Origin of the sequence: Bradyrhizobium sp. SZCCHNRI20481, assembly GCF_032485055.1 — a bacterium.
GTDB lineage: Bacteria > Pseudomonadota > Alphaproteobacteria > Rhizobiales > Xanthobacteraceae > Bradyrhizobium.
On record NZ_JAUEUE010000010.1, the window covers coordinates 66,874 to 92,485 of the forward strand.

Sequence of the window (25,612 nt, forward strand, 5' to 3'; positions counted from 1 at the left end):
CTTTGCCTATCCTATCGAGTCGCCGTCATTGCGAGCGAAAGCGAAGCAATCCAGGACCGTGGACGACGCCCTGGATTGCTTCGTCGCTTCGCTCCTCGCAATGACGATCCATTCAAATTTCGCCTCATCGCTCATCACAACTCAGGCCGGCACAGCGGCCGCAGCCGGCTGGTTCACCGCATGGCAGGCAACGCCGCCGATCAGCTCGGGCGCCTGCTGCCGGCACAGATCGAATGCAAGGGGACAGCGTGGGTTGAAGGTGCAGCCCGGAGGCGGGTTGATCGGGTTCGGGATCTCGCCTTTGACCGGAATGCGCTGGCGGCCCGACATCGACAGGTCCGGCACCGCGCCGAGCAGCATCTTGGTGTAGGGCATGCGCGGATCGCTGAACAGCGTGCGGCCGTCCGCGATCTCGACGATGCGGCCGAGATACATCACGCCGATGCGGCTCGCCATGTGGCGCACGACCGCGAGATTGTGGCTGATGAACAGATAGGTCAGGCCGAACTTGTCCTGCAGGTCGCGCATCAGATTGAGGATCTGCGCCTGCACGGAGACGTCGAGCGCCGAGGTCGGCTCGTCGCAGACGATGAACTCGGCCTCCGAGGCGAGCGCGCGCGCGATGGCGATACGCTGGCGCTGCCCGCCAGAGAATTCGTGCGGAAACTTCTGGCCGTCGTCGGGATGCAGGCCGACCAGGGTCAGCAGCTCGCCGACGCGGTCCTTGATCTGGCGCTCACCCTCGATGATGTCAAAGGCGCGGATCGGCTCGGCGATGATGCTATCGACGCGGAAGCGCGGATTGAGGCTCGCGTAAGGATCCTGAAACACCATCTGGATGCGGCGGCGCAGCGTGCGCCGCACCTGGGCCTGGCGCGCATCGCTCATCGACACGCCGTCGATGATGACCTCGCCCGACGTCGGCGCCAGCAGCCCGACCACCATGCGCGCGACCGTGGTCTTGCCCGAGCCGGATTCGCCGACCAGCGCGAAAGTCTCGCCCTTCCTGATGCCGAAGCTGACGCCGTCGACGGCTTTCAGGAACTCCTGCGGCTGACGCTCGATCACGCGGTTGAGCCAGGGTTTCGAGACATCGAAGACCCGGCGCAGGTTCTTGACCTCGACGAAATCGGTCATGCCGCGGTCTCCGTGGCGCGATCGTACAGATGACAGGCGACCGCCTGCGTGCCCTGGCGCAGCGGCTCCGGCCGATCGACGCGGCAGCGGTCGAAGGCGAAGCTGCAGCGCGGATTGAACGAGCAGCCGGGCGGGATCGCGGACAGCCGCGGCATCGAGCCTGGGATCTGCACCAGCCGCTTCTCCTCGCCCGCGAGCGTCGGGATCGCACCCATCAGGCCCTTGGCGTAGGGGTGCAGCGGGTTATTGATCACCTCCTGCACCGGGCCGATCTCGGCCACGCGGCCGGCATACATCACCGCGACGCGGTCGCAGGTCTCGGCGATCACGCCCATGTCGTGGGTCACCAGCATCACGGCGGTGCCGTGGTCGCGGCCGAGCCGCTTGATCAGCGAGATGATCTGCGCCTGCACGGAAACGTCGAGCGCGGTGGTCGGCTCGTCGGCGATGATCAGCTCCGGCTCGGCGCACAGCGCCAGCGCGATCACGACGCGCTGGCGCATGCCGCCGGAGAATTCGTGCGGATAGCCGTCGATGCGCTTCTCGGGCGCCGATATGCCGACCTCAGCGAGCAGGTCGATGGCTCGCTTGCGCGCCTGCTGCTCGGTGAGGTTGGTATGGGTCCTGATGGTCTCGATGATCTGGTCGCCGACGCGATACAGCGGATTGAGCGAGGTCAGCGGATCCTGGAAGATCATGCCGATGCGCTTGCCGCGCACCTTGCGCATCTCCTCCGGTGGCAGATTGTCGACACGCAATCCCGAGAGCAGGATCTCGCCGCCGGAGATGCGGCCGGGAGGATCGATCAGCCCGATCACGGCAAGGCCGGTGACGGACTTTCCGGCGCCGGATTCGCCGACGACGCCGAGCACCTCGCCCTTGGCGATGTCGTAGGAGACGCCGTCGATCGCGCGCAGGGTGCCGCGCCGGGTCGCGAACTCGACCTGCAGGTTACGCACGGACAGAACGGGGGCGGTCATGAGCTCAAGCCTCGGAAGGACGCAATCACGCGGGTCATCGCAGTTTCGGGTTGAGGGCGTCGCGCAGCCAGTCGCCGAGCAGGTTGATGGCGAGGATCAGTCCGGCCAAAGCGATGCCGGGGAAGGCGACGATCCACCATTCGCCGGCGAACAGATAGTTGTTGCCGATCCGGATCAGGGTCCCGAGCGAGGGCATCGTTTCGGGCATGCCCGAGCCGAGGAACGACAAGGTCGCCTCGGTGATGATCGCCAGCGCCAGGTTGATGGTGGCGATGACCAGCACGGGACCGGTGGTGTTGGGCAGCACGTGGCGCAGCATGATGACGGGCGCGGGCAGGCCGATCAGCTGAGCTGCGGCGACGTAGTCCTTGTTCTTCTCGACCAGCACTGAGCTCCGCACCGTGCGCGCATATTGCACCCAGAAGGAGAGGCCGATCGCCAGCACGAGCACGACCAGCATGCTGAGCCAGTCCAGTCGGTTGCCGGACACCGACTTGGCGATGCCGTTGACCAGCAGAGCGATCAGGATCGGCGGAAAGGTGAGCTGGACGTCGGCGATGCGCATGATCACGGTGTCGACCCGGCCGCCGAAATAGCCCGCGATCAGGCCGAGGCCGATGCCAAGCGCGCCGGAAAAGGCGACGCCGAGAATGCCGACCAGGAGCGAAATCCGCAGGCCGTAGAGGATGGCCGAGAGCACGTCGCGACCCTGCTCGTCGGTGCCGAGCAAAAACGGGCTCTGTCCGTCGGCGGTCCATAGCGGCGAAATCCGCGAGTTCAACAGCTGCAATTGGGCCGGGTCGAACGGGTTCTGCGGCGACAGCAGCGGCGCGAAGATCGCCAGCAGGAAGAACAACAGCGTGATCACGGCCGCGGCGACCGTCAGCTTGGAGCGGCGGAAGGAATAGAACAGGTCGCTCGCAAGCGCACGCTTCAGCCATCCGTCGGTGGCGCGCGGCGTCTCGACGGGAGTGGGATGAGGAAGGGCTGCGTCGCTCATGATCAGGCCGGCCGGCTGATGGTCGCGCGCAGGCGCGGATCGACCACGGTGTAGAGGATATCAACCACGAGATTGATGGTGACGAAGATCAGCGACACCATCATCAGGTAGGCCGCCATGATCGGAATGTCGACGTTCTGCACCGCCTGCACGAACAACAGGCCCATTCCCGGCCATTGGAACACCTGCTCGGTGATGATCGAGAACGCGATCACCGAGCCGAACTGCAGGCCGACCACGGTGATCACCGGCACCAGCGTGTTGCGCAGCGCGTGGCCGAAATGAATCGCGCGCGTGGTCAGCCCACGGGCGCGGGCGAAGCGGATGTAGTCGGTGCGCAGCACCTCGAGCATCTCGGCGCGGACCAGCCGCATGATCAAGGTCATCTGGAACAGGCCGAGCGTGATCGAGGGCATGATCAGCGCCTTCCAGCCTGAGACGGTGAACAGGCCTGATGTCCACCAGCCGAGCCTGACGGTGTCGCCGCGGCCGAACGACGGCAGCCAGCCCAGCGTGACCGAGAACAGATAGATCAGGAGGATGCCGATCAGGAAGGTCGGCAAGGAGATGCCGATTAGCGATACCATCTGGAACAGCTTGGCGAGCAGGGAGTCGCGGTGCAGCGCCGAGAACACGCCCATCAGGATGCCGAAGAACAGCGCCAGGATCGTCGCGCAGATCGCAAGCTCCAGCGTCGCCGGCATGCGCTCCTTGAGCAGATCGGAAACCGGCTGCCGGAACTGATACGAGACGCCGAACTTGAACTGCGCCGCGTCGAACAGATAACGGCCGAATTGCACGATGAACGGATCGTCGAGGCCGAGCGACTGGCGGATGCTGGCCCGTTCCGCGGCCGACGCGTCGATCGGCACGATCTGGCTCACCGGATCTCCGGCGAAGCGGAACATGGCGAACGCGATGATTCCGACGGCGATCATGACGCCGATGGCCTGAATTGCTCGGCGAAGCGCGAAGGCGAGCATCTGATCCTTTCAGATCCTTCGAGATGCGGCGGCGCGTAGCACTTGCCGCAGGAAATGAAAAGTCCCGAAAAGCAGTTCTGCTTTCCGGGACTAGTCGTTGCGTGTGGACTACTCGGTCTTGGTGGCGAGGAACAGCAGCACGGCGTTGTCGGCGCGCAGCGGGATCTTCACCTTCTTCGAGACGCCCCAGGCCACCGCCTGCTGATGCAGCGGGATGTAGCCGTAATCCTTGGTGCCGATCTCGAAGGCCTGCTTGATCAACTGATCGCGCTTGGCGGTATCGGTCTCGACCAGGACCTTGTCGGTCAGAGCGTCGAACTCCTTGTTGCAGTAATTGCCGAGATTGGCTTCGCCGCGGGTGGCGTCCTTGGCGTCGTCACGGCAGCCCATGATGTCGTGCATCACGTTGTGGGCGTCCATCGACGACGGCGTCCAGCCGAGCAGGAAGAACGACGTGTTGTAGCCGCCGGGCTTCAGCACCTTGGCGAAGTACTGCGCCTTGGGCTGCGCATTCAGGTTCACCTTGACCCCGATGCGCGCGAGCATGCCGACGACGGCCTGGCAGATCGCGGCGTCGTTGACGTAGCGGTCGTTGGGGCAGTCCATGCCGACCTCGAAGCCGTCGGGATAGCCGGCCTCCGTCAGCAGCTTCTTGGCCGCGTCGGGATCGTATTTCGGCCGCGTGAACTCCTTCGACAGCGCATAGAGCTGCGGCGCGATCATCAGCGCCGACGGCGTCGACAGGCCGCGCATGACGCGGGTCTTGATCAGCTCGATGTCGATGGCCTTGTAGAAGGCCTCGCGGACGCGGATGTCCTTGAACGGGTTCTTGCCCTTGACGTTGGAGTAGAGCAGCTCGTCACGGGTCTCGTCCATGCCGAGAAAGATCGTGCGCAGCTCGGGCCCCTTCAGGACCTGGGCGTTCGGGCTCGAATCGACGCGGCCGATGTCCTGCACCGGAACCGGCTCGATGATGTCGACCTCGCCGGACAGCAGCGCGGCGACGCGCGTGGCGTCGGAGGCGATGGTGGTGAACACGATCTCCTTCAGATTGTGCTCGGGCTTGCCCCACCAGTTCGGATTGACCTTGAACACGGTCTTCACACCGGGCTGATGGCTCTCGATGATGAAGGGGCCGGTGCCGTTCTCATGCAGCGCGGCGTAGCTCGGCGTGGTTGCCGACACCGGCGTCGGCGCGACCGAGTTGTTGTCCTCGCACCACTTCTTGCTCATGATGTACCACGTATCCCATTGCGAGATCAGGATGGGATTGGGGGCATCGAGCTTCACGTCGACCGTGTAGTCGTCGACCTTGATGAATTTTGCGTCCGGCGGAACGTTGGACAGGAAGTTGGAGCCGGTGGCGCGGACGCGATCGGCGGAGAAGATCACGTCATCGGCAGTGAAGGGTTCGCCATTGTGGAACTTGACGCCCTTGCGCAGATGGAAGCGCCAGCGGGTCGGCTCGGGCGTTTCCCAGCTCTCGGCCAGCGCGGGGACGATCTTCAGGTCCTTGTCGCGCGCGGTCAGTCCCTCATAGACGTGGGCATGGTGCGCAATCGTGGTCGATTCCTTGAAGGTATAGGGATCGAGCGACTTCAGGGTGCCCTGGTTGGCGTAGCGCAGGGTCTGGGCCGAGGCCGGCATGACGGCGAGGCCGAATGCGACCGCTGCCGCGATGAGCAGGGATTTGCGTCCCGACATATGTTCAAATTCTCCGCGTTTGACGCTTGTTTTCTCGGCAGGCGCGATTGTGTCCGGCCTGCCTTGCTTCGAAGTTCGTGATTTCTGCAGCGCCTCTTGCACGAACTTCAAGAAGCAACAAGACGCCGGGCGATATGCTTGCAAGTCTGATGCCGCGCCGGAATGAACTGATCCCGTTGGCTCTGGCCTGGCGGTGCGCCGTACGACCCGCGGCAGATCGATCAGAATATGTTGCCAGAGTTCAGCGGCGGCACACAAGTGCAGTTTGTTTAAGCCTAAACGATAAGGTTATCCCCCGCCGCCGCTGTGCGGCGCACGCGGGAGGCGGCGTCCGGGATGGGCGGAAGGCTCCCGGATTGACCATGTCCCAGGAATTGCGCACCTGCAGCAAGGCGCCGCTTGCTAGAAGGGGGGCGGCGCGGTGATACTGGACACCCCCTGCCGCGAGTCCGGGATCGGCGTTCCTGGTGAAGGGAGCCCGGCCCGGGGCTGGCGTCGGGATGGTTCGAACAGCGGAGCGGACATGAAAGTCAATATCGAGATCGATTGCACACCGCTCGAAGCGCGGCAGTTTTTCGGACTTCCCGATGTCGGTCCGATGCAGGCCGCGGTCATGGACCGGCTGCAGAACCAGATGACGAGCAACATCGACAAGCTGACGCCCGAAGCCATCATGCAGAGCTGGTTCACCTTCGATCCCCGCCTGGCCGAACGGTTTCAGGACCTGATGCTGACCATGACGGGCCTCGGCGGCAGCCGCTCGAACGACAAGAAGTCGGCCTGACGCGGCCGACGGCTGCACGGATTTCGCTTGCGCGGAACTCCGAAGAGAAGCGGCGTGACGTCACGGCATGGAGCAGGCTCCACGCCGACGCCGAAGACCGGTCGAAAAAGGCCGGCTGAACAGCTTCAGGGGAGGATGCATGACCGATCCGTCTTGGATGCCGGCGCTGCAGTTCGCGACGACCAACGGCATTCGCATGGGCTATTACGAGGCGGGCCCCGTCAGCGACCGGCCGCCGATGATCCTCTGTCACGGCTGGCCGGAACTGGCCTTTTCCTGGCGGCATCAGATCAAGGCGCTGGCCGAGGCCGGCATCCGCGTCATCGCACCCGATCAGCGCGGCTATGGCGCGACCGACCGGCCGGAGCCGGTCGAGGCCTATGATCTCGAGCATCTCACCGCCGACCTCGTCGGTCTGCTCGATCACCTGAAGATCGACAAGGCGATCTTCGTCGGTCACGACTGGGGCGGCTTCGTCGTCTGGCAGATGCCGCTGCGCTATCCGCAGCGTGTCGCCGGCGTCGTCGGCATCAACACGCCGCATCTGCCACGCGCGCCCGCTGATCCCATTGCCATCATGCGTAAGCGGTTCGGCGACATGATGTACATCGTGCAGTTCCAGGATCCCGCACGCGAGCCGGATCGCATCTTCGGTAGCCGCGTCGCGGAGACCTTCGATGCCTTCATGCGCAAGCCGCTGCCGCGCAGCGATGCGCCGCCGACGGAGCCGCCGGCCGGCGGGATCGCAGCCTCGCCATCGCTCAACCTGGCGTTCCCACAGATGATCGCGGCCTATGACGCCGCCAAGGACATGCGGCAGCCGATCCTGTCGGAGGCGGAGAAGCAGGTGTTCGTCGACACCTTCACACGCACCGGCTTCACCGGCGGCATCAACTGGTATCGCAACATGACGCGGAACTGGCAGCGCTCGGAAGGGCTCGATCATACGGTGCGGGTGCCGGCACTGATGATCATGGCGGAGAACGACGCCGTGCTGCCGCCCTCGGCCGCTGACGGCATGGAGAAGCTGGTGCCGGACCTGGAGAAACATCTCGTCCGCGACAGCGGCCATTGGACGCAGCAGGAGCAGCCCGCGGAGGTCAGCGCCAAGCTGATCGAATGGCGGCGGCGACGGTTCGGTTGAAGAACGGCCGAGGCAGATTGCACGTCCGAGTGAGAGGCTGCGGCCGAGCCAAACAACAACAAACAACAACAGGTGTCGTCAAGCCTGCCGACGCAGCGCGTCGGCTCTCCTAAGCCGCCTGCGCATTCGCGCCGTGCGCGTGCTCGGCGATCGCGTCGATGATCTGCGGCCACATCGGCCGCGGAGTGGCGTGGCCCATGCCGTCGATCATCAGGAGCTTGGCATTTGGAATCGACTCCGCGGTGTCCTTGCCGGCGGTGGGATGGACCAGCGGGTCGACCTTGCCGTGGATCACGAGTGTCGGCGCCGTCACCAGATGCAGCCGCGGCTTGCGGCTGCCCGAGGCCAGGATCGCGCGCAACTGACGTCCGACGCCGGCGGGATTGATGCCGCGCGCGAAGCAGCGTTCGGCGAGCGCCACGTCACTTGCCTCGTCCTCGGGAAATGAGCCGACGCGCAGCGCCTTCCAGGTCTTCTGGAAGCGCTTGATGTACTCGTCCTTGGTCTTCGGCGGCGGCGCCATCAGCAGCATCGCGACCTCGCGCGTCGGCGGCGGGATGCGCGGATTGCCGGTCGTCGACATGATCGACGTCAGCGAGCGCACGCGATGCGGAAAGGAGATCGCGATCTCCTGCGCGATCATGCCGCCCATCGAGGCGCCGACCAGATGCGCCGACTTGATGTCGAGCGCGTCCATCAGGCCGACCGTGTCCTTGGCCATGTCGAGCAGCTTGTAGGGCGCGGAGACCGGAATGTTGAAGAAGCGCAGCTTGATCAGCTCGAACGGCGTCAACCGGCGACCGCCATGCAGCTTGCTCGACTGGCCGATGTCGCGGTTGTCGAAGCGGATCACGCGGAAGCCGCGGCTTGCGAGCTGTTCGCAGAACTCATCATACCAGATGATCATCTGCCCGCCGAGGCCCATGATCAACACGAGGGGAGGGGCAGCCGGGTCGCCGAAGATCTCATAGCAGATGTCGATACCGTTGGCGCGCACAGTCTGCGGCAGCTGATGAGCAGTTGCAGTCACTTGATCCCTCGTTCAAAGCCTTGGAACCCTCTATGGCATGGGTCTGTTGCTTGAGAGAAGCAAGCTACAAGTTCTCCCGCACCGCAACGAAGGCGTGCTATGAGAGGTTGTGTTTGAGTCTTGTGTTGGTCTGAAGGAGCGTGCCGATGGCGAACAAATCCGGCGACCCGATCGCATTCTGGCAGCAGATGGTCGGTGAGATGCAGAGGAGCTTCAGCGCCTTCACGCGGCTGCGCCCGATGGGCGTGACGCCCCGTCCATCCTCCAATGATCCCGCAACTGGTTCAGGAAACGGACAGAAGCCCATGGTCGATCTGATGGAAAACTACTTCGCCGGCATGAACGTGCCGAGCCGTGGTCAGCTCACCGCCTTGAATGAGCGGCTCGCCTCCATCGAGGGCGAGCTGGCGGAGACGCGGGCGCTGTTGAAGGAGCTGCTGGCTTCCACACAGGTGCCTGCGAAGGCGCTCGCCGATCCCGCTCCGCAGTTGAACGAGATCAAGAGCATGCTCGATTCGCTTCTCTCCGCGTCCAAGGCGGCCGCGCCAGTTGTGGCGCCGCCGCGCGACGTCACGCCGGACTTGAAGGGGATCAAGGACTTGCTCAACGAGCTTCTTGCCGCAACCAAGGCTCCGCAACCGGCGGCAAAACCCGCCGTCGACGTCACGCCTCAGTTGAGCGAGATCAAAGCATTGCTCGACCAGACGCTGAACGCTGCCAAAGCACCCGATCCGTCACCGACAGTCGCGATCGAGGCAGAGTTGCGCGAAATCCGGGCCATGCTCGACACGATGAAGCCGTCGCAGCCGGTCGACGCCGCGCCCAAGGCTGATGATGCGGCTCCAAAGCCGGCCGAGCCGGCCCGGTCGGGGAAGAACCGCAACAAGAAGCACGGCGGCGCCCCTGCCGAGCACTGAGGGTCGCCCGAACGCCCCGACTTGCGCGGGGGCGCTCTGAGGTGGCGAGTCCTTACCTCTTATCCCAAGATGGTGCATTGCAACATTTATGTTGCGGCGCACCATTCGGAATGATATAGCTGAGTCACTCCGGTTTCATAAGGGACGGAGTGAGCCCATAGCTCAGAACCATTGAGGATGGAGACAGCCATGACCACCGAGACCAATACCGTGTTCGACACCGTCAAGGATGCCTTTGCACCGGTGACCGACGCGTTCAAGAATCTGCAGACGATGGAAGTGCCGGAGTCCGCGCGGGAGTTCGTCAAGAAGACCGCGTCGACCGCCAAGGAGCGCGCTGCGGAGGCCCTCGCTGGCTCCGAGAAGGTGACGTCGGCGATCGAGACCGCAGTGTTCGACGGCGTGACCGAGGCCGGCAAGATCAGCCGGAACATTCAGCAGGCGCTGTATCAGGACACCGAGGCCTTCTTCGACGGCATCGACCGGCTGGCGTCCGCCAAGTCGATCAGCGAGGCCGTTCAGATCCAGGGTGAGCTGGCCCGTGCCCGTGGTGAGGCGCTGGTCGCGCGCGCCAAGTCGACCAGCGAGTATGTCGGCAAGCTCGTCACCGAGGGTGCCAAGCTCGCCCAGGAGAACATGGCCAAGGCCTACAACAAGACCGCCTGAGCGCGTCTCGCGCGTCAGACGATCGACCTGCAAGGCCGGCATCGTGCGGGCCTTTTCTTTTGCGATCGGGTGAAACCGGCTAAAGCCTTCGCCATGCCGCAGCCGCTGTCCCGGATCGTCCATCAGCTCAAGAGCGAGCCGTCGCGCACGGGGTCGCTGATCATCACCGTGTTCGGCGACGCCATCGTGCCGCGGGGCGGCAGCGTTTGGCTCGGCACCTTGCTCGCCTTCTTCGAAGGGCTCGCCATCGACGGCAGCGTGGTGCGCACGGCGATGTCGCGGCTGACGGCGGAAGGCTGGTTCGAGCGCACCAGAATAGGCCGCAACAGCTTCTATCGCCTGACCCGGCGCGGCGAGCAGACCTTCGCCGGTGCCACCCGCCACATCTACGATTCGCCGCCGGCGGAATGGAACGGCAGCTTCGAATTGCTGCTCATCGGCAGCGCCGAGGATCGCGAGCAGGCGCGCGCCGCCCTGCGCGATGCCGGTTTCGGCAGCCCGCTGCCCGGCGTGTTCGTGGCCCCCGCGAGCATCGCCGTCCCTGACGCTGTGGAGGGGGCCATCCGCCTGCAGGCGTCGGCCGGCTCCGATATGGCACGGCGGCTGGTGGCCGAGAGTTGGGCGCTGGAGCGGACGGCGGAGGCGTACCGCAAGTTCACCGCCTCCTTTGCGCCGCTCAAGGACAGCATCGCGCGCGGCGAGGCGCTCTCCGCCGGCCAGGCCTTCACCGCGCGGATCCTGCTGATCCACCACTACCGGCGCATCGTGCTGCGCGATCCGCTGCTGCCGGCTGAGTTGCTGCCGGGGAATTGGCCGGGACGGCAGGCCCGGGCGCTGTGTGGCGAGATCTATCGGTTGCTGCTGCCGGGTTCCGAGCGCTGGCTCGACGCCCATGCGACCAACGATCAGGGCCCGTTGCCGGAGGCCGGCGCGGCGCTGCAGCGGCGTTTCGCCGACGTGCATGAGGCACCCTGATATATTACAGAATTCGATTGCACGGATAAAATATCGTTATATATTGGCGGCAACCAAGTCCTGGGAGGACGCCGCCGCATGTACACGCAGGCGCTCAATTCGCCCGAGGAGGGCAGCTTCGCCGAGGACGCTGGACGCGCCTCGCGCTTTCAGGCCCGCATCGATGCCGAGGAGCGCATCGAGCCCAATGACTGGATGCCGTCGGCCTATCGCAAGACGCTGATCCGGCAGATCTCCCAACACGCCCATTCCGAAATCGTCGGCATGCTGCCCGAGGGCAACTGGATCACGCGCGCGCCGAGCCTGCGCCGCAAGGCGGCGTTGCTCGCCAAGGTCCAGGACGAATGCGGCCATGGGCTGTATCTCTACGCCGCAGCCGAGACGCTCGGCGCCTCGCGAGAGGAGCTGGTCGATGCGATGCTGGCCGGCAAGGCGAAGTACTCCTCGATCTTCAACTATCCCACCCTGACCTGGGCGGATATCGGTGTGATCGGCTGGCTGGTCGACGGCGCCGCGATCATGAACCAGATTCCGTTGTGCCGCTGCTCCTATGGTCCCTATGCGCGCGCGATGATCCGCGTCTGCAAGGAGGAATCGTTCCATCAGCGGCAGGGCTACGAGATCATGCTGACGCTCTGCCGCGGCACCGCCGAGCAGAAGGCGATGGCGCAGGATGCGCTGAACAGGTGGTGGTGGCCGGTGCTGATGATGTTCGGCCCGCCCGACCAGGCCAGCCAGCACAGCGACACCTCGACGAAGTGGAAGATCAAGCGCTTCTCGAATGACGAGCTGCGCCAGAAGTTCATCGATGCCACCGTGCCGCAGGCGCAGTATCTCGGCCTGACGATTCCTGATCCCGAGATGAAACAGGACGAGCAGGGCCATTGGCGGCACGGCCCGATCGACTGGAACGAGTTCAAGCAGGTGCTGGCCGGCAACGGCCCGTGCAACCGCGACCGGATGGCGGCGCGCCGCAAGGCGCATGCCGACGGCGCCTGGGTGCGCGAGGCCGCCGCGGCCTATGCAGAGAAGCGCGCGCGGCGCCAGATGGCGCAAGCGGCCGAATAGCAGGGAGATCGAAATGGCGACGCCGAACACGCCGTTGTGGGAGGTCTTCATCCGCAGCCGCAACGGGCTCGCGCACAAGCATTGCGGCTCGCTGCATGCGCCGGATGCGACCATGGCGCTGCAGGCCGCGCGCGACATCTACACCCGCCGCGGCGAGGGTCTGTCGATCTGGGTGGTGCCGTCGAGCGCGATCACCGCGTCCGATCCCGCCGACAAGGGCATGATGTTCGAGCCGGCGGAGTCGAAGATCTATCGCCACCCGACGTTCTACGAGGTGCCCGAGGAAGTCGGGCATATGTGATCGGCTGAGGATCTCAGTCGTCGTCATTGCGAGCGCAGCGAAGCAATCCAGACTGCCTGCTCGGATGAATCCCTGGATTGCTTCGCCGCGCCCGCAATGACGGAGTTCGTGGCGGGCTGATCGGATCACAACCATGACCGCACCCTCGATCACCGTCTCCGAAACGCCGCTGGTGCTCTACACCTTGCGCCGCGCCGACGATGCGCTGATCCTCGGCCATCGCCTCTCCGAATGGTGCGGCCATGCGCCGATGCTGGAAGAGGACATGGCGCTGTCCAACATGGCGCTCGACCTGATCGGCCAGGCGCGCGAGCTCTATGGCTACGCCGCCAAGGTCGAGGGCTGCGACAACGACGAGGACAAGCTCGCCTATCTTCGTGATATCAGGCAGTACCGCAACCTGCTGCTGGTCGAGCGTCCCAATGGCGATTTCGCGCATACGATGGTGCGCCAGCTCTTCTACGCGGCGTTCGCCGATCTCTATTGGCGGGGCATGATGGGCTCCACCGACGCGACCCTGGCGGCGATCGCGGCCAAGTCTGAGAAGGAATGCGCCTATCATCTGCGCCATGCCAGCGAATGGGTGATCCGGCTCGGTGACGGCACCGACGAGAGCCACCGCCGCGCGCAAGCTGCGATCGATGACCTCTGGGCCTATACCGGCGAGATGTTCAGTGTCGACGATGCGGAGCGCGGCCTGATCGATGCCGGCATCGCGATCGATCCGACGATGCTGCTGCCGGAATGGCTGTCGATCGTCTCGCATGTCGCGCGTGAGGCGACATTGGTGCTGCCGGAGAAGGACTGGATGCAGCAGGGCGGCCGCGACGGGCGTCACAGCGAGCATCTCGGCCATCTCCTCAGCGAGCTGCAATACATGCAGCGCAGCTTCCCCGGTGCGTCGTGGTAGTCGCCGAATTGAGCCCGGCTGAGCTGCGCCAGCGTGCCTGGGAGGCGGCGGCGTCGGTGGTCGATCCGGAAATCCCGGTGCTGACGATCGACGATCTCGGCGTGCTGCGCGAGGTCGAGGTGGTCGGGGAACGGGTCGACGTCGCGATCACGCCGACCTATTCCGGTTGCCCGGCGATGAACATGATCGCGCTCGAGATCGAGCTGGCGCTGGAGCGAGCCGGCTTCCGCGAGGCCAGCGTGCGCACTGTGCTGTCGCCGGCCTGGACCACGGACTGGATGAGCGAGCAGGGTCGCCGCAAGTTGCGGGAGTACGGCATCGCGCCGCCGCAGCCGTCGAGCGGCCGGCGCGCGCTGTTTGGCGTGGCCGAGGTTGCGTGTCCGCAATGCGGATCCGTCGACACCGAGCAACTCGCCGAGTTCGGCTCGACCTCGTGCAAGGCGCTGTGGCGCTGCAGATCGTGCCGCGAGCCGTTCGATTATTTCAAGTGCCACTGATGCCACAGCCGTCATTGCGAGCGAAGCGAGGCAATCCAGGGCCACGCCCGGAGCCCTGGATTGCTTCGTCGCTTCGCTCCTCGCAATGACGGGAGGATGAACCCGATGTCGACAACGCCACGCTTCCATCGTCTCGCCGTCCGTGACCTGCGCCGGGAGGCGCCCGATGCGGTGTCGCTGACCTTTGCGATTCCGAACGAGCTTGCCGATGACTATCGCTTCGCGCCAGGGCAATACCTCACGCTCAAGACCACGCTCGGCGGCGAGGAGGTCCGGCGCTCCTATTCGATCTGCTCCGGTCCCGATGACGACGAGATCCGGATCGCCGTGAAGCGTGTCGATGGCGGCGCATTCTCCAGCTTTGTCACCGACGAATTGAGGCGCGGCGACGAGATCGACGTCATGACGCCGACCGGCCGTTTTGGCGTGGCACTGCAGCCTGAGGCCGCGCGTACTCACGTCGGCCTTGCCGCCGGCTCCGGGATCACGCCGATCCTCTCGATCGTGAAAGCCGTGCTGGCGCGGGAGCCGCACAGCCGCTTCTTCCTGTTCTACGGCAACCGCACCACCGCAGGCATGCTGTTCCGCGAACAGCTCGAGGAGCTGAAGGATCGCTTCCTCGACCGCTTCTCGGTGTTCCACGTCATCTCCGGTGAGGAGCAGGATCTGCCGATCCTGCACGGCCGGCTCGACGGCGAGAAGGTGCGCGTGCTGCTGCGTTCGCTGGTGCCGGCCGAGAGCATCGATCATATCTTCATCTGCGGCCCCACCGGCATGAGCGAGGACATCGCGGCCACCTGCCGCGCGCTCGGCATCGCTGACGAGCGCGTCCATGTCGAGCGCTTCGTCTCGGGCGCCGGCGGCAAGCCGCGGCCGAAAGCTGTTGTGCCTGATACGGCGCCCCCCAAGGCGATCGCCGCGCTGATCATCGACGGCAAGCGCCGCGAGGTCCCGGTCGCCGACGGCGAGGCCATTCTCGACGCCGCGCTTCGCGCCGGTGTGGACTTGCCCTTCGCCTGCAAGGGCGGCATGTGCTCGACCTGCCGCGCCAAGCTGGTGGAGGGGAGAGCGGAGATGGAGCTGAACTACTCGCTGGAGCCATGGGAGCTGCAGGCTGGCTTTGTGCTCACGTGTCAGGCCAGGCCGGTGACGGAGCGCGTGGTGGTGGACTACGATCATGTGTGAGGTAGTGGCCGCGAAATTTCGACCGCTGATCGAGGCTGATGTGAGCACGCTCGCTCGGCTCGCTCGCTGCACCTCGCCCCGCAGGCGGGGCGAGGTCGGATTGCATCGTTAGATGCAATCCGGGTGAGGGGGACTCTCCGCGAGTTCGGTGCGTGGAGAGTCTCCCTCACCCCAACCCTCTCCCCGCAGGCGGGGCGAGGGAGTTCGCCGTCATCGGCGCTCAATCTCGATTTCATCTCTGAACGGCTACCCCACCGGCCGCTTGTCCTTGATCCGTTTCGCCTTGCCGGCCGAGCGCTCCAGCGTGTCGGGCGGGACGACTTTCACCTTTGCCGTGAGGCCGATGGTGTTCTTGATGTGGATGGAGATGCGCTCGGCGTGCGCGCCGAGGCCGGTCTCGTCCCAATGCTCCGGTCGCGACTCCGCGTAGATCGTCAGCTCGTCCATGCGGCCCTCGCGCGTCAGCTCCAGCATGAAATGGCCGCCGCACCATTCGGTCGAGAGCAGGATCTCCTCGATCTGTGACGGGAACAGGTTGACGCCGCGCAGGATGATCATGTCATCGGAGCGACCCGTGACCTTCTCCATCCGTCGCATGCCCGGCCGCGCGGTGCCCGGCAGCAGCCGGGTCAGATCGCGGGTGCGATAGCGGATGACGGGGAAGGCCTCCTTGGTCAACGAGGTGAACACCAGTTCGCCCATCTCGCCGTCGGGCAGCACCTTGCCGGTGTCGGGATCGACGATCTCCGGATAGAAGTGATCCTCCCAGATGTGCAGTCCGTCCTTGGTTTCCAGGCATTCCTGCGCCACGCCAGGGCCGATCACCTCGGACAGGCCGTAGATGTCGGTGGCATCCATCGCAAATGCGTCCTCGATCTCGGCGCGCATTGCATTGGTCCATGGCTCGGCGCCGAAGATGCCGATCCTGAGCGAACTCTGCCGCGGATCGAGGCCCTGACGCTTGAACTCGTCGAGGATTGCCAGCATGTAGCTTGGCGTCACGGTGATGATGTCAGGGCGGAAATCATTGATCAGCTGCACCTGCCGCTCGGTCATGCCGCCGGAGATCGGCACCACCGTGCAGCCGAGCTGCTCGGCGCCGTAGTGGACGCCGAGGCCGCCGGTGAACAGGCCGTAGCCATAGGCGTTGTGGATGATCATGCCGCTGCGGCCGCCGGCGGCGCGGATCGAGCGTGCCATCACGGCCGACCAGGTCGCGATGTCGTTGCGGGTATAGCCGACCACGATCGGCTTGCCGGTCGTGCCCGAGGAGGCGTGCACCCGTACCAGTTGCTCGCGCGGCACGGCGAACATGTTGAACGGGTAATTGTCGCGCAGGTCGGTCTTCACCGTGAACGGAAACTTGCCCAGATCGGCAAGCTCGCGGAAATCCGACGGATGCACGCCGGCCTTGTCGAAAGCCTGGCGGTAATGGGCGACGTTGTCGTAGGCGTGCTCGAGCGACCAGGCGAGCCGGCGGGTCTGCAGCGCCATGATCTCGTCGCGCGAGGCCCGCTCGGTTTCGTCCATCTCGGGAACGTAGCTGGCGGTCGATTGAAGCTTGGTCGATGTCATGGTCAGGTCCTCCGGCGGCGGCGCGGGGCGATAGGGAAGCGGATCAGCTCGCGGCGGCCGGGACCAGCGTGCCGCCGATGCTGCGCGAATGGCCGCGGAATTCGGCGATCACCGTGTCGCCTGCCGTAACGCGGACATCATAGATGCCGGAGCGCCCGCTGCGCGACACCTCGTGCGCGCGGGCAAGCAGAACGTCGCCGAGCTTGCCGGGGCGGATGAAGCTGATGCTGCCCTGTGCGGCCACGGTGCGGTCGTTGTGCGAGTTGCAGGCGAATGCGAAGGCGGAATCGGCCAGCGTGAAGATGAAGCCGCCATGGGCGATGCCATGGCCGTTGACCATGTGAGGCTGCACTTGCATCTGCAGGGTGGCGCGTCCGGGGCCGATCTCGACGATGTGCATGCCGAGCCCCTGGCTGGCGCGATCATCCTGCCACATCGCGTCGGCGCAGGCGCGGGCGAGAGCGTCGGGGGAAAGTGTCGCCACGCCGCTCACCGTGCGGCCTCCATGCATGCGCGATGCGTCGGCCACCCCTGAGGATGCGTTTCTGAAATCACGGCGTTCTCTCCCGTCGATGCTTGTTGGAACAAGCATTCTCATCTAGTTAGGTGCGACATCGTGGCAAATATTCTGCGCGCGTCAAGCGAAAGCGCTGCCTGCGCAACGCGCGTGTTGTCCGCAACCGGAAGGATTCCTGAACGTGCCCGAAGCCGCCAATCTGGCCGTGATGGCCGGTCTCATGATCGGCCTGATCTATGGCGTGGTCGGGCTGCTCAGCGGCTTCTGCATGATGAGCAGCCTGCGCGGCTGGTGGGCCGACGGCGACCGCCGGCTGGTGCGAACTTTCGCCCTGGCGATGGGCATCGCCATCGTCGCCACACAGCTGCTCGCGGCCAACGGGGCCGTCGATCTCGGCAAGTCGATCTATCTGCAGCCGACCTTCTCGGTGCCGCTGATGCTCTTGGGCGGTGTCCTGTTCGGCTACGGCATGGTGCTCGCCAACGGTTGCGGCTCGCGCGCGCTGGTGCTGCTCGGTCGCGGCAATCTGCGCTCCTTCGTCGTGGTGACGGTGCTGGCGATCGCAGCGGAGATGACGTTGAAGGGCCTGATCGCGCCGTTGCGCATCGCGCTGATGCAGGCCTCGCAGACCACGGCCGCGGCGACATCGCTTCCTGCGCTGCTGTCGGCCGGCGGCCTGCACGGTGCGCCAGCGCGCCTCTTGCCGGCGCTCGCGCTCGGCAGCGTGTTGATCGTGTTCGCCTTCGCGCATGCGCCGTTCCGGCGCGCACCGGGGCAGATGCTCGCGGGCCTCGTCGTCGGCCTGCTGATCGCGGCCGGCTGGTTCGCGACCGGCTATCTCGGCGCCGATGAGTTCAATCCGGTGCCGGTGGCGTCCCTGACCTTCGTCGCGCCGATCGCCGACGGCCTGCAATATGTGATGCTGTCGACCGGCTCGACGGTGAACTTCGGCATCGCAACGGTCGCCGGCGTGCTGGCGGGGAGTCTCGTGACGGCGCTGGTCACGCGCCGCTTCAAGCTCGAAGGTTTTCACTCGCCGAATCACATGCTGCGCTCGGTTGGCGGCGCCGCGCTGATGGGCATCGGCGGCGTGATGGCGCTGGGCTGCTCGGTCGGGCAGGGGCTCACGGGACTCTCCACTTTGGCGCTGCCATCGTTCGTTGCCATCACCGGCATTTTCATCGGCACGGCCGCAGGCCTGCGCGGCGCCTTGCGCGTGCGGCCGCTGAAGATGGAGCCGGAAGCGGCGCGTTAGCTCAGTCCGTCGCGCGCGTGACGATGCGGATCTCCGACGTCAGCGTCCGGTGCACCGGGCACTTGTCGGCGATCTCCATCAGCTTCCTGCGCTGCTCCTCATCGAGCGCGCCGTCCATGTGGATCTCGCGCTCGAGCTGATCGATCAGCCCGACCTTGGTCTCGCACGCCGCGCAGTCCTCCGCATGGATCTTGTTGTGACGCAGGGTCACGGTGATCAGGTCGAGCGGCAGCAATTTGCGGTCGGCATAGAGCCGCATCGTCATCGAGGTGCAGGCGCCGAGCGCCGCGAGCAGAAGGTCGTAGGGGCCCGGACCGGAGTCCTGGCCGCCGACGGAGAGCGGCTCGTCTGCGGTGAGATGGTGGGGCCCGAGCGCGATGCTCTGCTGCAGCTTGCTCGCCCGCGTCTCGCGCACGACGACGTCGCGCGGGCCATCGGTGGCCGCAAGCTCGACCGGCGCCGGTGCGGCGTAGCGGCCGGCCCAGCTCGCGATCACCTCGGCGATATAGGCGGCATCTAGCTTGCTGCTGATGAGATGATCGGCGTGATCGAGCGAGATGAAGCTCTTCGGATGCTTGGCAGCGACGAAGATGTGGGTCGCGTTGTCGATGCCGACGGTCTCGTCGACAGGCGAGTGCATCACCAGCAGTGCCTTGTGCAGATGCTTGACCTTGTCGAGCAGGCGCTGCTCGGCGATGTCGTCGAGGAAGGAGCTGCTGATCCGGAACGGGCGCCCCGCGAGCGAGACCTCGGCCGAGCCGTCGCGGCGGATCGCCTCGAGGCTGTCCTTGAACATGTTGGTGACATGGCCCGGATCCGAAGGCGCGGCGATCGTCACGACGGCTTTGGCATCGGGAATGGCGCCGGCGGCCGCCAGCACAGCGGCGCCGCCGAGGCTGTGGCCGATCAGGATCGCCGGCGCCTGTCGGGTCTCGCGCAGATGATTGGCGGCGCGGACAAGATCGGCGACGTTGGAGGAGAACGTCGTGTTGGCGAAGTCGCCTTCGCTGGAGCCGAGGCCGGTGAAGTCGAACCGCAGCACGGCGATGCCATGCGCCGTCAGCGCCATGGCGATGCGCCGCGCCGCATGCGTGTCCTTGCCGCAGGAGAAGCAATGCGCGAACAGCGCGTAAGCGCGCGGCGAACCGTTGGGCAGGTCGAGCGCAGCGGCAAGCTGCTCGCCGCTTGCGCCTTCAAACTGGAAACGTTCGGTCGGCATATCGTGCCCCATTCGTTGCGTCTTCACTACCGCTCGAGGCGATGACACCGCATCGTCTCACATCGTCATACAACAGATAGGGCCATACCAGCAGACATGATGGCGCATTCTCGCGGCCTGTACGGCCCGAGCTTTGCGGCTATTCGCCCTCTGCAATCGAGAGGGCGCAGGGAAGGTCGGGAGCCTGCCGCCCCCATGGCCCGCCTGCGGAAAAAATGCAGGCGGCAGAACCACAGGTACGGCTGAGGACATCCCGGCCTTCCCTGCGCAATGGTTGGAACGGCTTATACGTGCTCTCTCCGGGGAACGGCTGTCTTGCCCCCGTCATCGCGATGCGCGTCATCCGCACCACGACTTGACGCCAGCACCGCGGCGCCGAGACCACACGATTTCGCCGTGCGCACCGGATCGTTCGTCCGCATGGAAGACCACGCTGCAACCCGTTGCGCCCACCGCATCCCGCGCTCCACGTCCGTGACGATCGCGATACCCCCCTCTGCAACGAGGCGGGATGGCGGTTAATAAATCACGATTTTCAGAAATATGCAAGGGGGATATTTCTGGGCCGGGGGGCCGGGCAAGCATCAATCGCGCACGCGACGCAGCAATGATCAGTCTCGCGGAGGCAGAAGCTCGATCTCCTGTTCGCCGTGCCGGATCGCTGTCGGCAGGTCTTGCGCGACGAGGTCGGAAATCCATTGGACGAGCGCGGGCAGGGCTTCGTCCTTCGCGCGCCGACGAAGTCCAGGCAAGTCCCGCTCGTGCGCGGTGCCGACTTTGATGTTGAGACGCTCATAAGGAATGTCGCCGTCCGGCGGCCGATATCGCGCATCGAACAGACGCCTGCCGTGGCTGCGAACGAGGTGGATGCGAATGCCGCCGAGATCTCTTGCGGTCAGTGCGGCGAGGATGACGCTCGGCTTGAGAAGATACCCGTAGCCCTTGGGGATCTTGCCGGTTTCTGAGGTGAACTCCATGCGATATCTCTGGCAGGTTCGGAAACTGAGCCCGTAGGGTGGGCAAAGCGGAGCGTGCCCACCATTCTTTTCTTTTCAGCTTCATTTCAGTGGCGACGGCGGTGGGCACGACGCTTCGCGTCTTTGCCCACCCTACGGCTCCGCTCGCTCGGCGCCACGGAAGCCCGTCAGTCCGAATAGCGCTGCTCGGCCCAGGGATCGCCGCGGTTGTGATAGCCGCGCACCTCCCAATAGCCGGGCGCATCCTTGTCTAGGAATTCGATCGCCTTCAGCCATTTTGCGCTCTTCCAGAAATACAGATGCGGCACGACGATGCGGACCGGGCCGCCATGCTCCTGGGTGAGCGGCGCGCCGGACCAGCTATGCGCGAGCAGGGCGTCCTCGGCGGCGAAGTCCTCCAGTGCGAGATTGGTCGTGTAGCCGTCGTAGGAATGCAGCACGACGAAATCGGTTGTGTCGCGCGGCCGGCAGGCGGCAAGCAGGTCGCGCGTCGCAAGCCCTTCCCATTGATTGTCGTAGCGCGACCAGGTCGTCACGCAATGAATGTCGGATGTGAACTGGCGCTGCTCCTGGGAGAGGAAGGCGGAGAAATCCCAGAACAGAGGATTTTCCACCGCGCCATAGACGTCGAGCCGCCAGCGCTCTGATGTGACCGAGGGCGTCAGGCCGAGATCGAGCACCGGCCAGTCGCGGGTCAGATGCTGGCCCGGCGGCAGGCGCTGGTCCTCGGGCCGCACGATCCGGCCGGTCAGGAATTTGCCCTCGTGAGCCCAGCGCTCCTTGCTGCGGGTCAGCTTGCTCTCGGGCGGTAGCCCGGACTCGTCAGCCATGACGGCACCTCATCCGTGGTGGCAGCTCATTCATGGCGGTGCATCGCCGACGCATGCTTGGTGTCACGCATGGTCGCATAGATCAATAGCGACGTGAAGATCACGCCCGTGAGATAATAATAGAACCAGGTCTCGTGCCCAATGCTCTTGAAGTAGAGCGCGATAGCCGGTGCGGTGCCGCCGAACAGCGAGACGGTGATCGCGTAGGGCAGGCCGACACCGAGCGCACGGACATTGGTCGGAAACAGCTCGGCCTTCACCACCGCGTTGATCGAGGTGTAGCCGGCCGTGAAGATCCAGGCGCCGCAGATCAGCAGGAAAGCTGTGAACGGCTCCTTGGTGCCCTGCAGCACGGTCAGAATCGGGATCGTCGCCAGCGTGCCGGCGACGCCGAAGAAGATCAGCAGCGGCTTGCGGCCGATGCGATCGGAGATCGCGCCATAGAGCGGCTGTAGCACGCAGGCAAACAGCAGCGAGCCGAAGATCACCATCGTGGTCTGGTCCTCGGTGAGGCCGACCGACAGCTTGACGAAAGTCTGCATGTAGGTCGTGAAGGTGTAGAATGCCGCCGTGCCACCCGCGGTCAGGCCGACCACCAGCAGCAGCTCTCTCGGATATTTGAGCAGCGTGGTGATCGATCCCGACGGACTGACCGTCTTCTTTGCTTCCACGAAGGCCTCGGTTTCATGCAGGTTCCGCCGCATGACGGCGGTGAAGATGGCGAGGCCGGCGCCGATCGCAAATGGAATGCGCCAGCCCCATGCCTTGAGCTCCTCGGTTGTCAAGAACACCTTCTGCAGGAGCAGCAGCACGATGATCGCGGTGAGCTGGCCGCCGATCAGGGTGACGTATTGGAAGCTCGAATAGAAGCCGCGATGCTTGGCGTCGGCGACCTCGGACAGGTAGGTGGCGCTGGCGCCATACTCGCCGCCGAGGCTGAGGCCCTCGATGACGCGGGCGAGCGCCAGGATGATCGGCGCGGCGATGCCGATGGTGGCATAGGTCGGCGTCACCGCAATGATCAGCGAGCCGAAGCACATGCAGAGGACCGAGACGGTCAGCGACAGCCGCCGGCCATGGTGATCGGCGAGATAGCCGAACAGCCAGCCGCCGAGCGGGCGCATCAGGAAGGTCGCGGCGAACACGACCGCGGCGTTGAGCTGCTCGACGACCGGGTCCTTCGAGGGAAAGAAGGCCGGCGCGAAATACAGCGCGAATGCCGTGTAGGCATAGAAATCGTACCATTCGACCAGGTTGCCGGCCGAGCCGATCAGGATCGCCTTGATGCGGCGCTCGACATCGCTGAACGTCGTGGCTTCTTCGGCAGGCTCGATCACCTGGTCAGTCATATCCGGTCTCCGGCAAGCGTGATTTGCGGCCCTTCTACGGCAGCAGCCCCGATTGCCACAGACGATAACGGACATGGGTCCCATGTTCAGCGCATGGAACTCTGCGCGCGTGCCACAAGCAGTGTCGAGGCGGGGGCGCATCACGCTGCGGCCCATCCTTCGAGACGCCCGCCTTCGGCGGGCTCCTCAGGATGAGGGGAATCACTTAGCCCTTCGGCGCGCGCGGATCGATCGGGGTCGAGCCGGCAACGCCGAGGACGTCCTCCAGCGCCTTGGCGCCTGCGAGCAGCTTGGCGTCGGCGTGCGGTGCCGCGACCATTTGCAGTCCGACCGGAAGACCCGACGCCGTGAAGCCGCAGGGCAGCGACAGGGCTGGGCAGCAGGCCAGCGTGATCGCGTAGACGATGCCGAGCCATTGCACGTAGTTGTCGAACTTATGTCCGGCGCATTCGGCGACGTAGCGGTTCTCGACCGGGAAGGGCGGTACGATGGTGGCCGGCGCCAGCAGCAGATCATAGGTCTCGAAGAACTTGACGGCGCGCGCGGTGATCGCCACGCGCTGCGCCTCGGCGCGCGCGATCTGCGCGACCGTGAGCTTCAGCCCTTCCTCGATGTTCCAGATCACTTCCGGCTTCAACAGGTCGCGCTTGGTGCGCAACAGCTCAGCCTTGCTCATCGCGAAGTCGAGCGCGCGCAGCACGTGGAAGCATTCATGCGCCTCGCTGAAATCGGGATGCGCCTCCTCGACGATCACGCCCAACTCGGCGAAGCGCTGCGCCGCCTTGCGCGTGACCGCCGCGACTTCCGGATCGACGGGCGTGATGCCAAGATCCGGAGAGTAGGCAACGCGAACCGGCCTCTTGCCGGAGCGCGCCGCGGCCAGGAACGACGTCGCAGGCGAGGGCAGCGAGATCGGATCGGCGGCGTGCTCGCCGCTCATCGCGTCGAGCAGCAGCGCGAGATCCTCGACGTTGCGGGCCATCGGGCCCTGGACGCCGAGATTGCGGTCGACGGCCACGGCCGGCGTATGGGCGACGCGGCCGAAGCTCGGGCGCAGGCCGACGATGCCGCAGAAGCTCGCGGGATTGCGCAGCGAGCCGCCCATGTCGGAGCCATGCGCGAGCCAGGCCATGCCGGTCGCGAGCGCGACTGCAGCGCCGCCCGAGGAGCCTGCCGCCGAGCGGGACGTGTCCCAGGGATTGAGCGTCGCGCCGAACACCTCGTTGAACGTGTTGGCGCCGGCGCCGAACTCCGGCGTGTTCGACTTGGCATAGATCACGCCGCCATTGGCTTCGAGATGCTCGACCAGGAGATCGGAGCGTTCCGAAATCCGGTCCTTGAAGATCGGCGACCCTTGCGTGGTGAGCACGCCGGCGACGTCGGTGAGGTCCTTGATCGGGACGGGCAGCCCGGCCAGCACCCCGCGCTCGGCAACCGGCTTCTGCATCAGCGCCTTGGCGTGCTCGCGGGCGCGGTCGAAGCACAGGATCGGCAGCGCGTTGACCTTGTCGTCGACGGCTTTGATGCGCGCTTCCAGTGCGTCGAGGCAATCGAGCGGCGTGACCTCGCCGGCCTTCAACCTGTCGACGACGGCGCAGGCGGTCTCACGGATCAGTCCCTGGTCGGCCAAAGTGCAGTTCTCCTGATGGCAAGCGTCCCGGCGCCATGTTGTAGATCACGTTTCGTGTGGGGTGGAAAGGTCGCGGCGATCAACCCCACCCTGCGCTGATGCCGCCATCGACGGTATAGATCACGCCGGAGGTGTAGCCGGCACGGTCCGAGGCCAGGAACGCCATCAGGTCGGCGATCTCGCGCGGATGCGCGGGACGGCCGAGCGGCAGGCTCTTCTGGAATTCGGTGTAGCGGCTCTCGTCGCCGAACTGATGCTTGGCGCGGGTCTTGAGCAGAGTGACGTGGCGATCGGTGCCGACCGGCCCGGGATTGATGCCGACCACACGGATGTTGTCGGCGAGGCTCTTGGAGCCGAGCGCGCGGGTGAAGGCCATCAGCGCCGCATTGCCGGCGCTGCCGCAGATGTAGTTGGCGTCGAACTTCTCGCCGGCCGCGCCGATGTCGTTGATGATGACGCCGCCACCGCGCGCCTTCATCTGCGCATAGACCAGGCGCGTCAGATTGATGAAGCCGAACACCTTCAGGTCCCAGGCATGCCGCCAGGCCGCCTCGTCGATCTTGTCGATCGCGCCGCCCGGGATGTCGCCGGCATTGTTGACGAGGATGTCGATATCGGAAGCAGCTTCGGCCAGCCGCGCGACGTCCTCGCTCTTGCGCAGGTCCACGACATGCGCGGCCGCATCGATCTGATGCTTCGATCGCAGCTGCTCGACCAGGGCCGCGAGCCGGTCGCCACTGCGCGCTGCAAGCCTGACGTGACAGCCTTCCTCGGCGAAGGCTTCGGCGGCTGCGGCACCGATCCCCTTGGACGCGCCGGTGATGAGAACGCGCTTGCCGCGCAGATGAAGGTCCATGGACGTGCTCGCTGGGATGGGTGAGGAGATAGGATTGTCTGGCGCGTCAGCCATGCGGTCAATCTTGCACCGCAGCGTTGCGCTTGGGCGTGGTTTGGTTCATTCAGGCATTCGCCATTTCAG

Annotated in this window: 25 protein-coding genes; 11 read left to right on the forward strand and 14 right to left on the reverse strand. The window is 65.3% G+C overall.

Annotation, left to right across the window (positions count from 1 at the left end; all coding sequences use genetic code 11):
- Window positions 1-141: 141 nt before the first annotated feature.
- The 5 genes from QX132_RS17545 to QX132_RS17565 all read right to left on the reverse strand — a co-directional run bounded on the left by QX132_RS17545 (window position 142) and on the right by QX132_RS17565 (window position 5,804).
- Window positions 142-1,137 carry an oligopeptide/dipeptide ABC transporter ATP-binding protein gene (locus QX132_RS17545; protein WP_315813023.1) on the reverse strand — a complete coding sequence of 332 codons (996 nt, stop codon included), beginning with the start codon at window positions 1,135-1,137 and terminating at the stop codon, window positions 142-144.
- On the reverse strand, window positions 1,134-2,117 hold the full coding sequence (locus tag QX132_RS17550) for an ABC transporter ATP-binding protein (protein WP_316162156.1): 984 nt from the start codon (window positions 2,115-2,117) through the stop codon (window positions 1,134-1,136). Before QX132_RS17550 ends, QX132_RS17545 begins: the two co-directional genes overlap by 4 nt.
- A 34-nt stretch (window positions 2,118-2,151) precedes the next feature.
- Window positions 2,152-3,117, reverse strand: a complete 966-nt coding sequence (locus tag QX132_RS17555; RefSeq protein WP_315737201.1) for an ABC transporter permease — start codon at window positions 3,115-3,117, stop codon at window positions 2,152-2,154.
- Window positions 3,118-3,119: 2 nt separating this feature from the next.
- Window positions 3,120-4,100 carry an ABC transporter permease gene (locus QX132_RS17560; RefSeq protein ID WP_315737202.1) on the reverse strand — a complete coding sequence of 327 codons (981 nt, stop codon included), beginning with the start codon at window positions 4,098-4,100 and terminating at the stop codon, window positions 3,120-3,122.
- A 108-nt stretch (window positions 4,101-4,208) separates the two neighbouring features.
- Window positions 4,209-5,804 carry an ABC transporter substrate-binding protein gene (locus QX132_RS17565; RefSeq protein WP_316162158.1) on the reverse strand — a complete coding sequence of 532 codons (1,596 nt, stop codon included), beginning with the start codon at window positions 5,802-5,804 and terminating at the stop codon, window positions 4,209-4,211.
- A 523-nt stretch (window positions 5,805-6,327) separates the two neighbouring features.
- Here QX132_RS17565 and QX132_RS17570 point away from each other — a divergent pair.
- Together QX132_RS17570 and QX132_RS17575 are read left to right on the forward strand one after the other, a co-directional pair.
- Window positions 6,328-6,588: a DUF6489 family protein gene (locus QX132_RS17570; RefSeq protein WP_315715763.1), complete on the forward strand. Its 261-nt coding sequence runs from the start codon at window positions 6,328-6,330 to the stop codon at window positions 6,586-6,588.
- Between the two features lie 139 nt (window positions 6,589-6,727).
- Entirely contained in the window at window positions 6,728-7,732 is a 1,005-nt protein-coding gene (locus QX132_RS17575; protein ID WP_315798123.1) for an alpha/beta hydrolase, read from the forward strand.
- Window positions 7,733-7,841: 109 nt separating this feature from the next.
- On the opposite strand, the gene QX132_RS17580 is transcribed toward QX132_RS17575, so the two are convergent.
- Window positions 7,842-8,762, reverse strand: a complete 921-nt coding sequence (locus tag QX132_RS17580) for an alpha/beta hydrolase (RefSeq protein WP_315757803.1) — start codon at window positions 8,760-8,762, stop codon at window positions 7,842-7,844.
- 305 nt (window positions 8,763-9,067) lie between these two features.
- Here QX132_RS17580 and QX132_RS17585 point away from each other — a divergent pair, with 305 nt between their 5' ends.
- The 8 genes from QX132_RS17585 to paaE all read left to right on the forward strand — a co-directional run bounded on the left by QX132_RS17585 (window position 9,068) and on the right by paaE (window position 15,281).
- Window positions 9,068-9,679 (forward strand): hypothetical protein, encoded by a 612-nt coding sequence (locus tag QX132_RS17585; protein ID WP_316162159.1) that lies wholly within the window; start codon window positions 9,068-9,070, stop codon window positions 9,677-9,679.
- A 189-nt stretch (window positions 9,680-9,868) separates the two neighbouring features.
- Window positions 9,869-10,345 (forward strand): phasin, encoded by a 477-nt coding sequence (locus tag QX132_RS17590; RefSeq protein ID WP_315715766.1) that lies wholly within the window; start codon window positions 9,869-9,871, stop codon window positions 10,343-10,345.
- Window positions 10,346-10,438: 93 nt separating this feature from the next.
- A complete protein-coding gene (gene paaX / locus QX132_RS17595) occupies window positions 10,439-11,320 on the forward strand; it encodes a phenylacetic acid degradation operon negative regulatory protein PaaX (RefSeq protein ID WP_316162160.1) in 882 nt (293 codons plus the stop codon).
- A gap of 78 nt (window positions 11,321-11,398) precedes the next feature.
- Window positions 11,399-12,388 (forward strand): 1,2-phenylacetyl-CoA epoxidase subunit PaaA, encoded by a 990-nt coding sequence (paaA, locus tag QX132_RS17600; protein WP_315772472.1) that lies wholly within the window; start codon window positions 11,399-11,401, stop codon window positions 12,386-12,388.
- Window positions 12,389-12,401: 13 nt separating this feature from the next.
- The gene (gene paaB, locus QX132_RS17605; RefSeq protein WP_315737209.1) at window positions 12,402-12,689 is read left to right on the forward strand and encodes a 1,2-phenylacetyl-CoA epoxidase subunit PaaB; all 288 of its coding nucleotides are present in this window, start codon (window positions 12,402-12,404) and stop codon (window positions 12,687-12,689) included.
- Between the two features lie 133 nt (window positions 12,690-12,822).
- On the forward strand, window positions 12,823-13,599 hold the full coding sequence (gene paaC, locus QX132_RS17610; protein WP_316162161.1) for a 1,2-phenylacetyl-CoA epoxidase subunit PaaC: 777 nt from the start codon (window positions 12,823-12,825) through the stop codon (window positions 13,597-13,599).
- Window positions 13,593-14,096 carry a 1,2-phenylacetyl-CoA epoxidase subunit PaaD gene (paaD, locus tag QX132_RS17615; protein ID WP_315772475.1) on the forward strand — a complete coding sequence of 168 codons (504 nt, stop codon included), beginning with the start codon at window positions 13,593-13,595 and terminating at the stop codon, window positions 14,094-14,096. The genes paaC and paaD overlap by 7 nt, the downstream gene beginning before the upstream one ends.
- Before the next feature lie 105 nt (window positions 14,097-14,201).
- Complete coding sequence (paaE, locus tag QX132_RS17620) at window positions 14,202-15,281, forward strand: 1,2-phenylacetyl-CoA epoxidase subunit PaaE (RefSeq protein WP_315772477.1); 1,080 nt, start codon at window positions 14,202-14,204, stop codon at window positions 15,279-15,281.
- Window positions 15,282-15,527: 246 nt separating this feature from the next.
- Here the strand turns inward: paaE and paaK are convergent, their stop codons facing one another.
- Both paaK and paaI read right to left on the reverse strand, forming a co-directional pair.
- Window positions 15,528-16,856, reverse strand: coding sequence for a phenylacetate--CoA ligase PaaK (gene paaK, locus QX132_RS17625; protein WP_316162163.1), 1,329 nt, complete (start codon window positions 16,854-16,856; stop codon window positions 15,528-15,530).
- A 43-nt stretch (window positions 16,857-16,899) separates the two neighbouring features.
- Window positions 16,900-17,367: a hydroxyphenylacetyl-CoA thioesterase PaaI gene (paaI, locus tag QX132_RS17630; RefSeq protein WP_409998887.1), complete on the reverse strand. Its 468-nt coding sequence runs from the start codon at window positions 17,365-17,367 to the stop codon at window positions 16,900-16,902.
- Window positions 17,368-17,581: 214 nt separating this feature from the next.
- On the opposite strand from paaI, the gene QX132_RS17635 reads away from it, so the two are divergent.
- Window positions 17,582-18,628, forward strand: coding sequence for a YeeE/YedE family protein (locus QX132_RS17635; RefSeq protein ID WP_316162298.1), 1,047 nt, complete (start codon window positions 17,582-17,584; stop codon window positions 18,626-18,628).
- Window position 18,629: 1 nt separating this feature from the next.
- Here the strand turns inward: QX132_RS17635 and QX132_RS17640 are convergent, their stop codons facing one another.
- The 6 genes from QX132_RS17640 to QX132_RS17665 all read right to left on the reverse strand — a co-directional run bounded on the left by QX132_RS17640 (window position 18,630) and on the right by QX132_RS17665 (window position 25,489).
- Window positions 18,630-19,847 carry a bifunctional alpha/beta hydrolase/OsmC family protein gene (locus tag QX132_RS17640; RefSeq protein WP_316162164.1) on the reverse strand — a complete coding sequence of 406 codons (1,218 nt, stop codon included), beginning with the start codon at window positions 19,845-19,847 and terminating at the stop codon, window positions 18,630-18,632.
- Window positions 19,848-20,458: 611 nt separating this feature from the next.
- Window positions 20,459-20,824, reverse strand: coding sequence for a hypothetical protein (locus QX132_RS17645; RefSeq protein WP_315737216.1), 366 nt, complete (start codon window positions 20,822-20,824; stop codon window positions 20,459-20,461).
- 167 nt (window positions 20,825-20,991) lie between these two features.
- Window positions 20,992-21,654 carry a sulfite oxidase-like oxidoreductase gene (locus QX132_RS17650; protein ID WP_315737217.1) on the reverse strand — a complete coding sequence of 221 codons (663 nt, stop codon included), beginning with the start codon at window positions 21,652-21,654 and terminating at the stop codon, window positions 20,992-20,994.
- A 26-nt stretch (window positions 21,655-21,680) separates the two neighbouring features.
- Window positions 21,681-23,003 carry an MFS transporter gene (locus tag QX132_RS17655; RefSeq protein WP_315737218.1) on the reverse strand — a complete coding sequence of 441 codons (1,323 nt, stop codon included), beginning with the start codon at window positions 23,001-23,003 and terminating at the stop codon, window positions 21,681-21,683.
- A 205-nt stretch (window positions 23,004-23,208) separates the two neighbouring features.
- Entirely contained in the window at window positions 23,209-24,633 is a 1,425-nt protein-coding gene (locus QX132_RS17660; RefSeq protein ID WP_316162165.1) for an amidase, read from the reverse strand.
- A gap of 79 nt (window positions 24,634-24,712) precedes the next feature.
- Complete coding sequence (locus QX132_RS17665) at window positions 24,713-25,489, reverse strand: SDR family oxidoreductase (protein WP_316162167.1); 777 nt, start codon at window positions 25,487-25,489, stop codon at window positions 24,713-24,715.
- Window positions 25,490-25,612 lie beyond the last annotated feature (123 nt).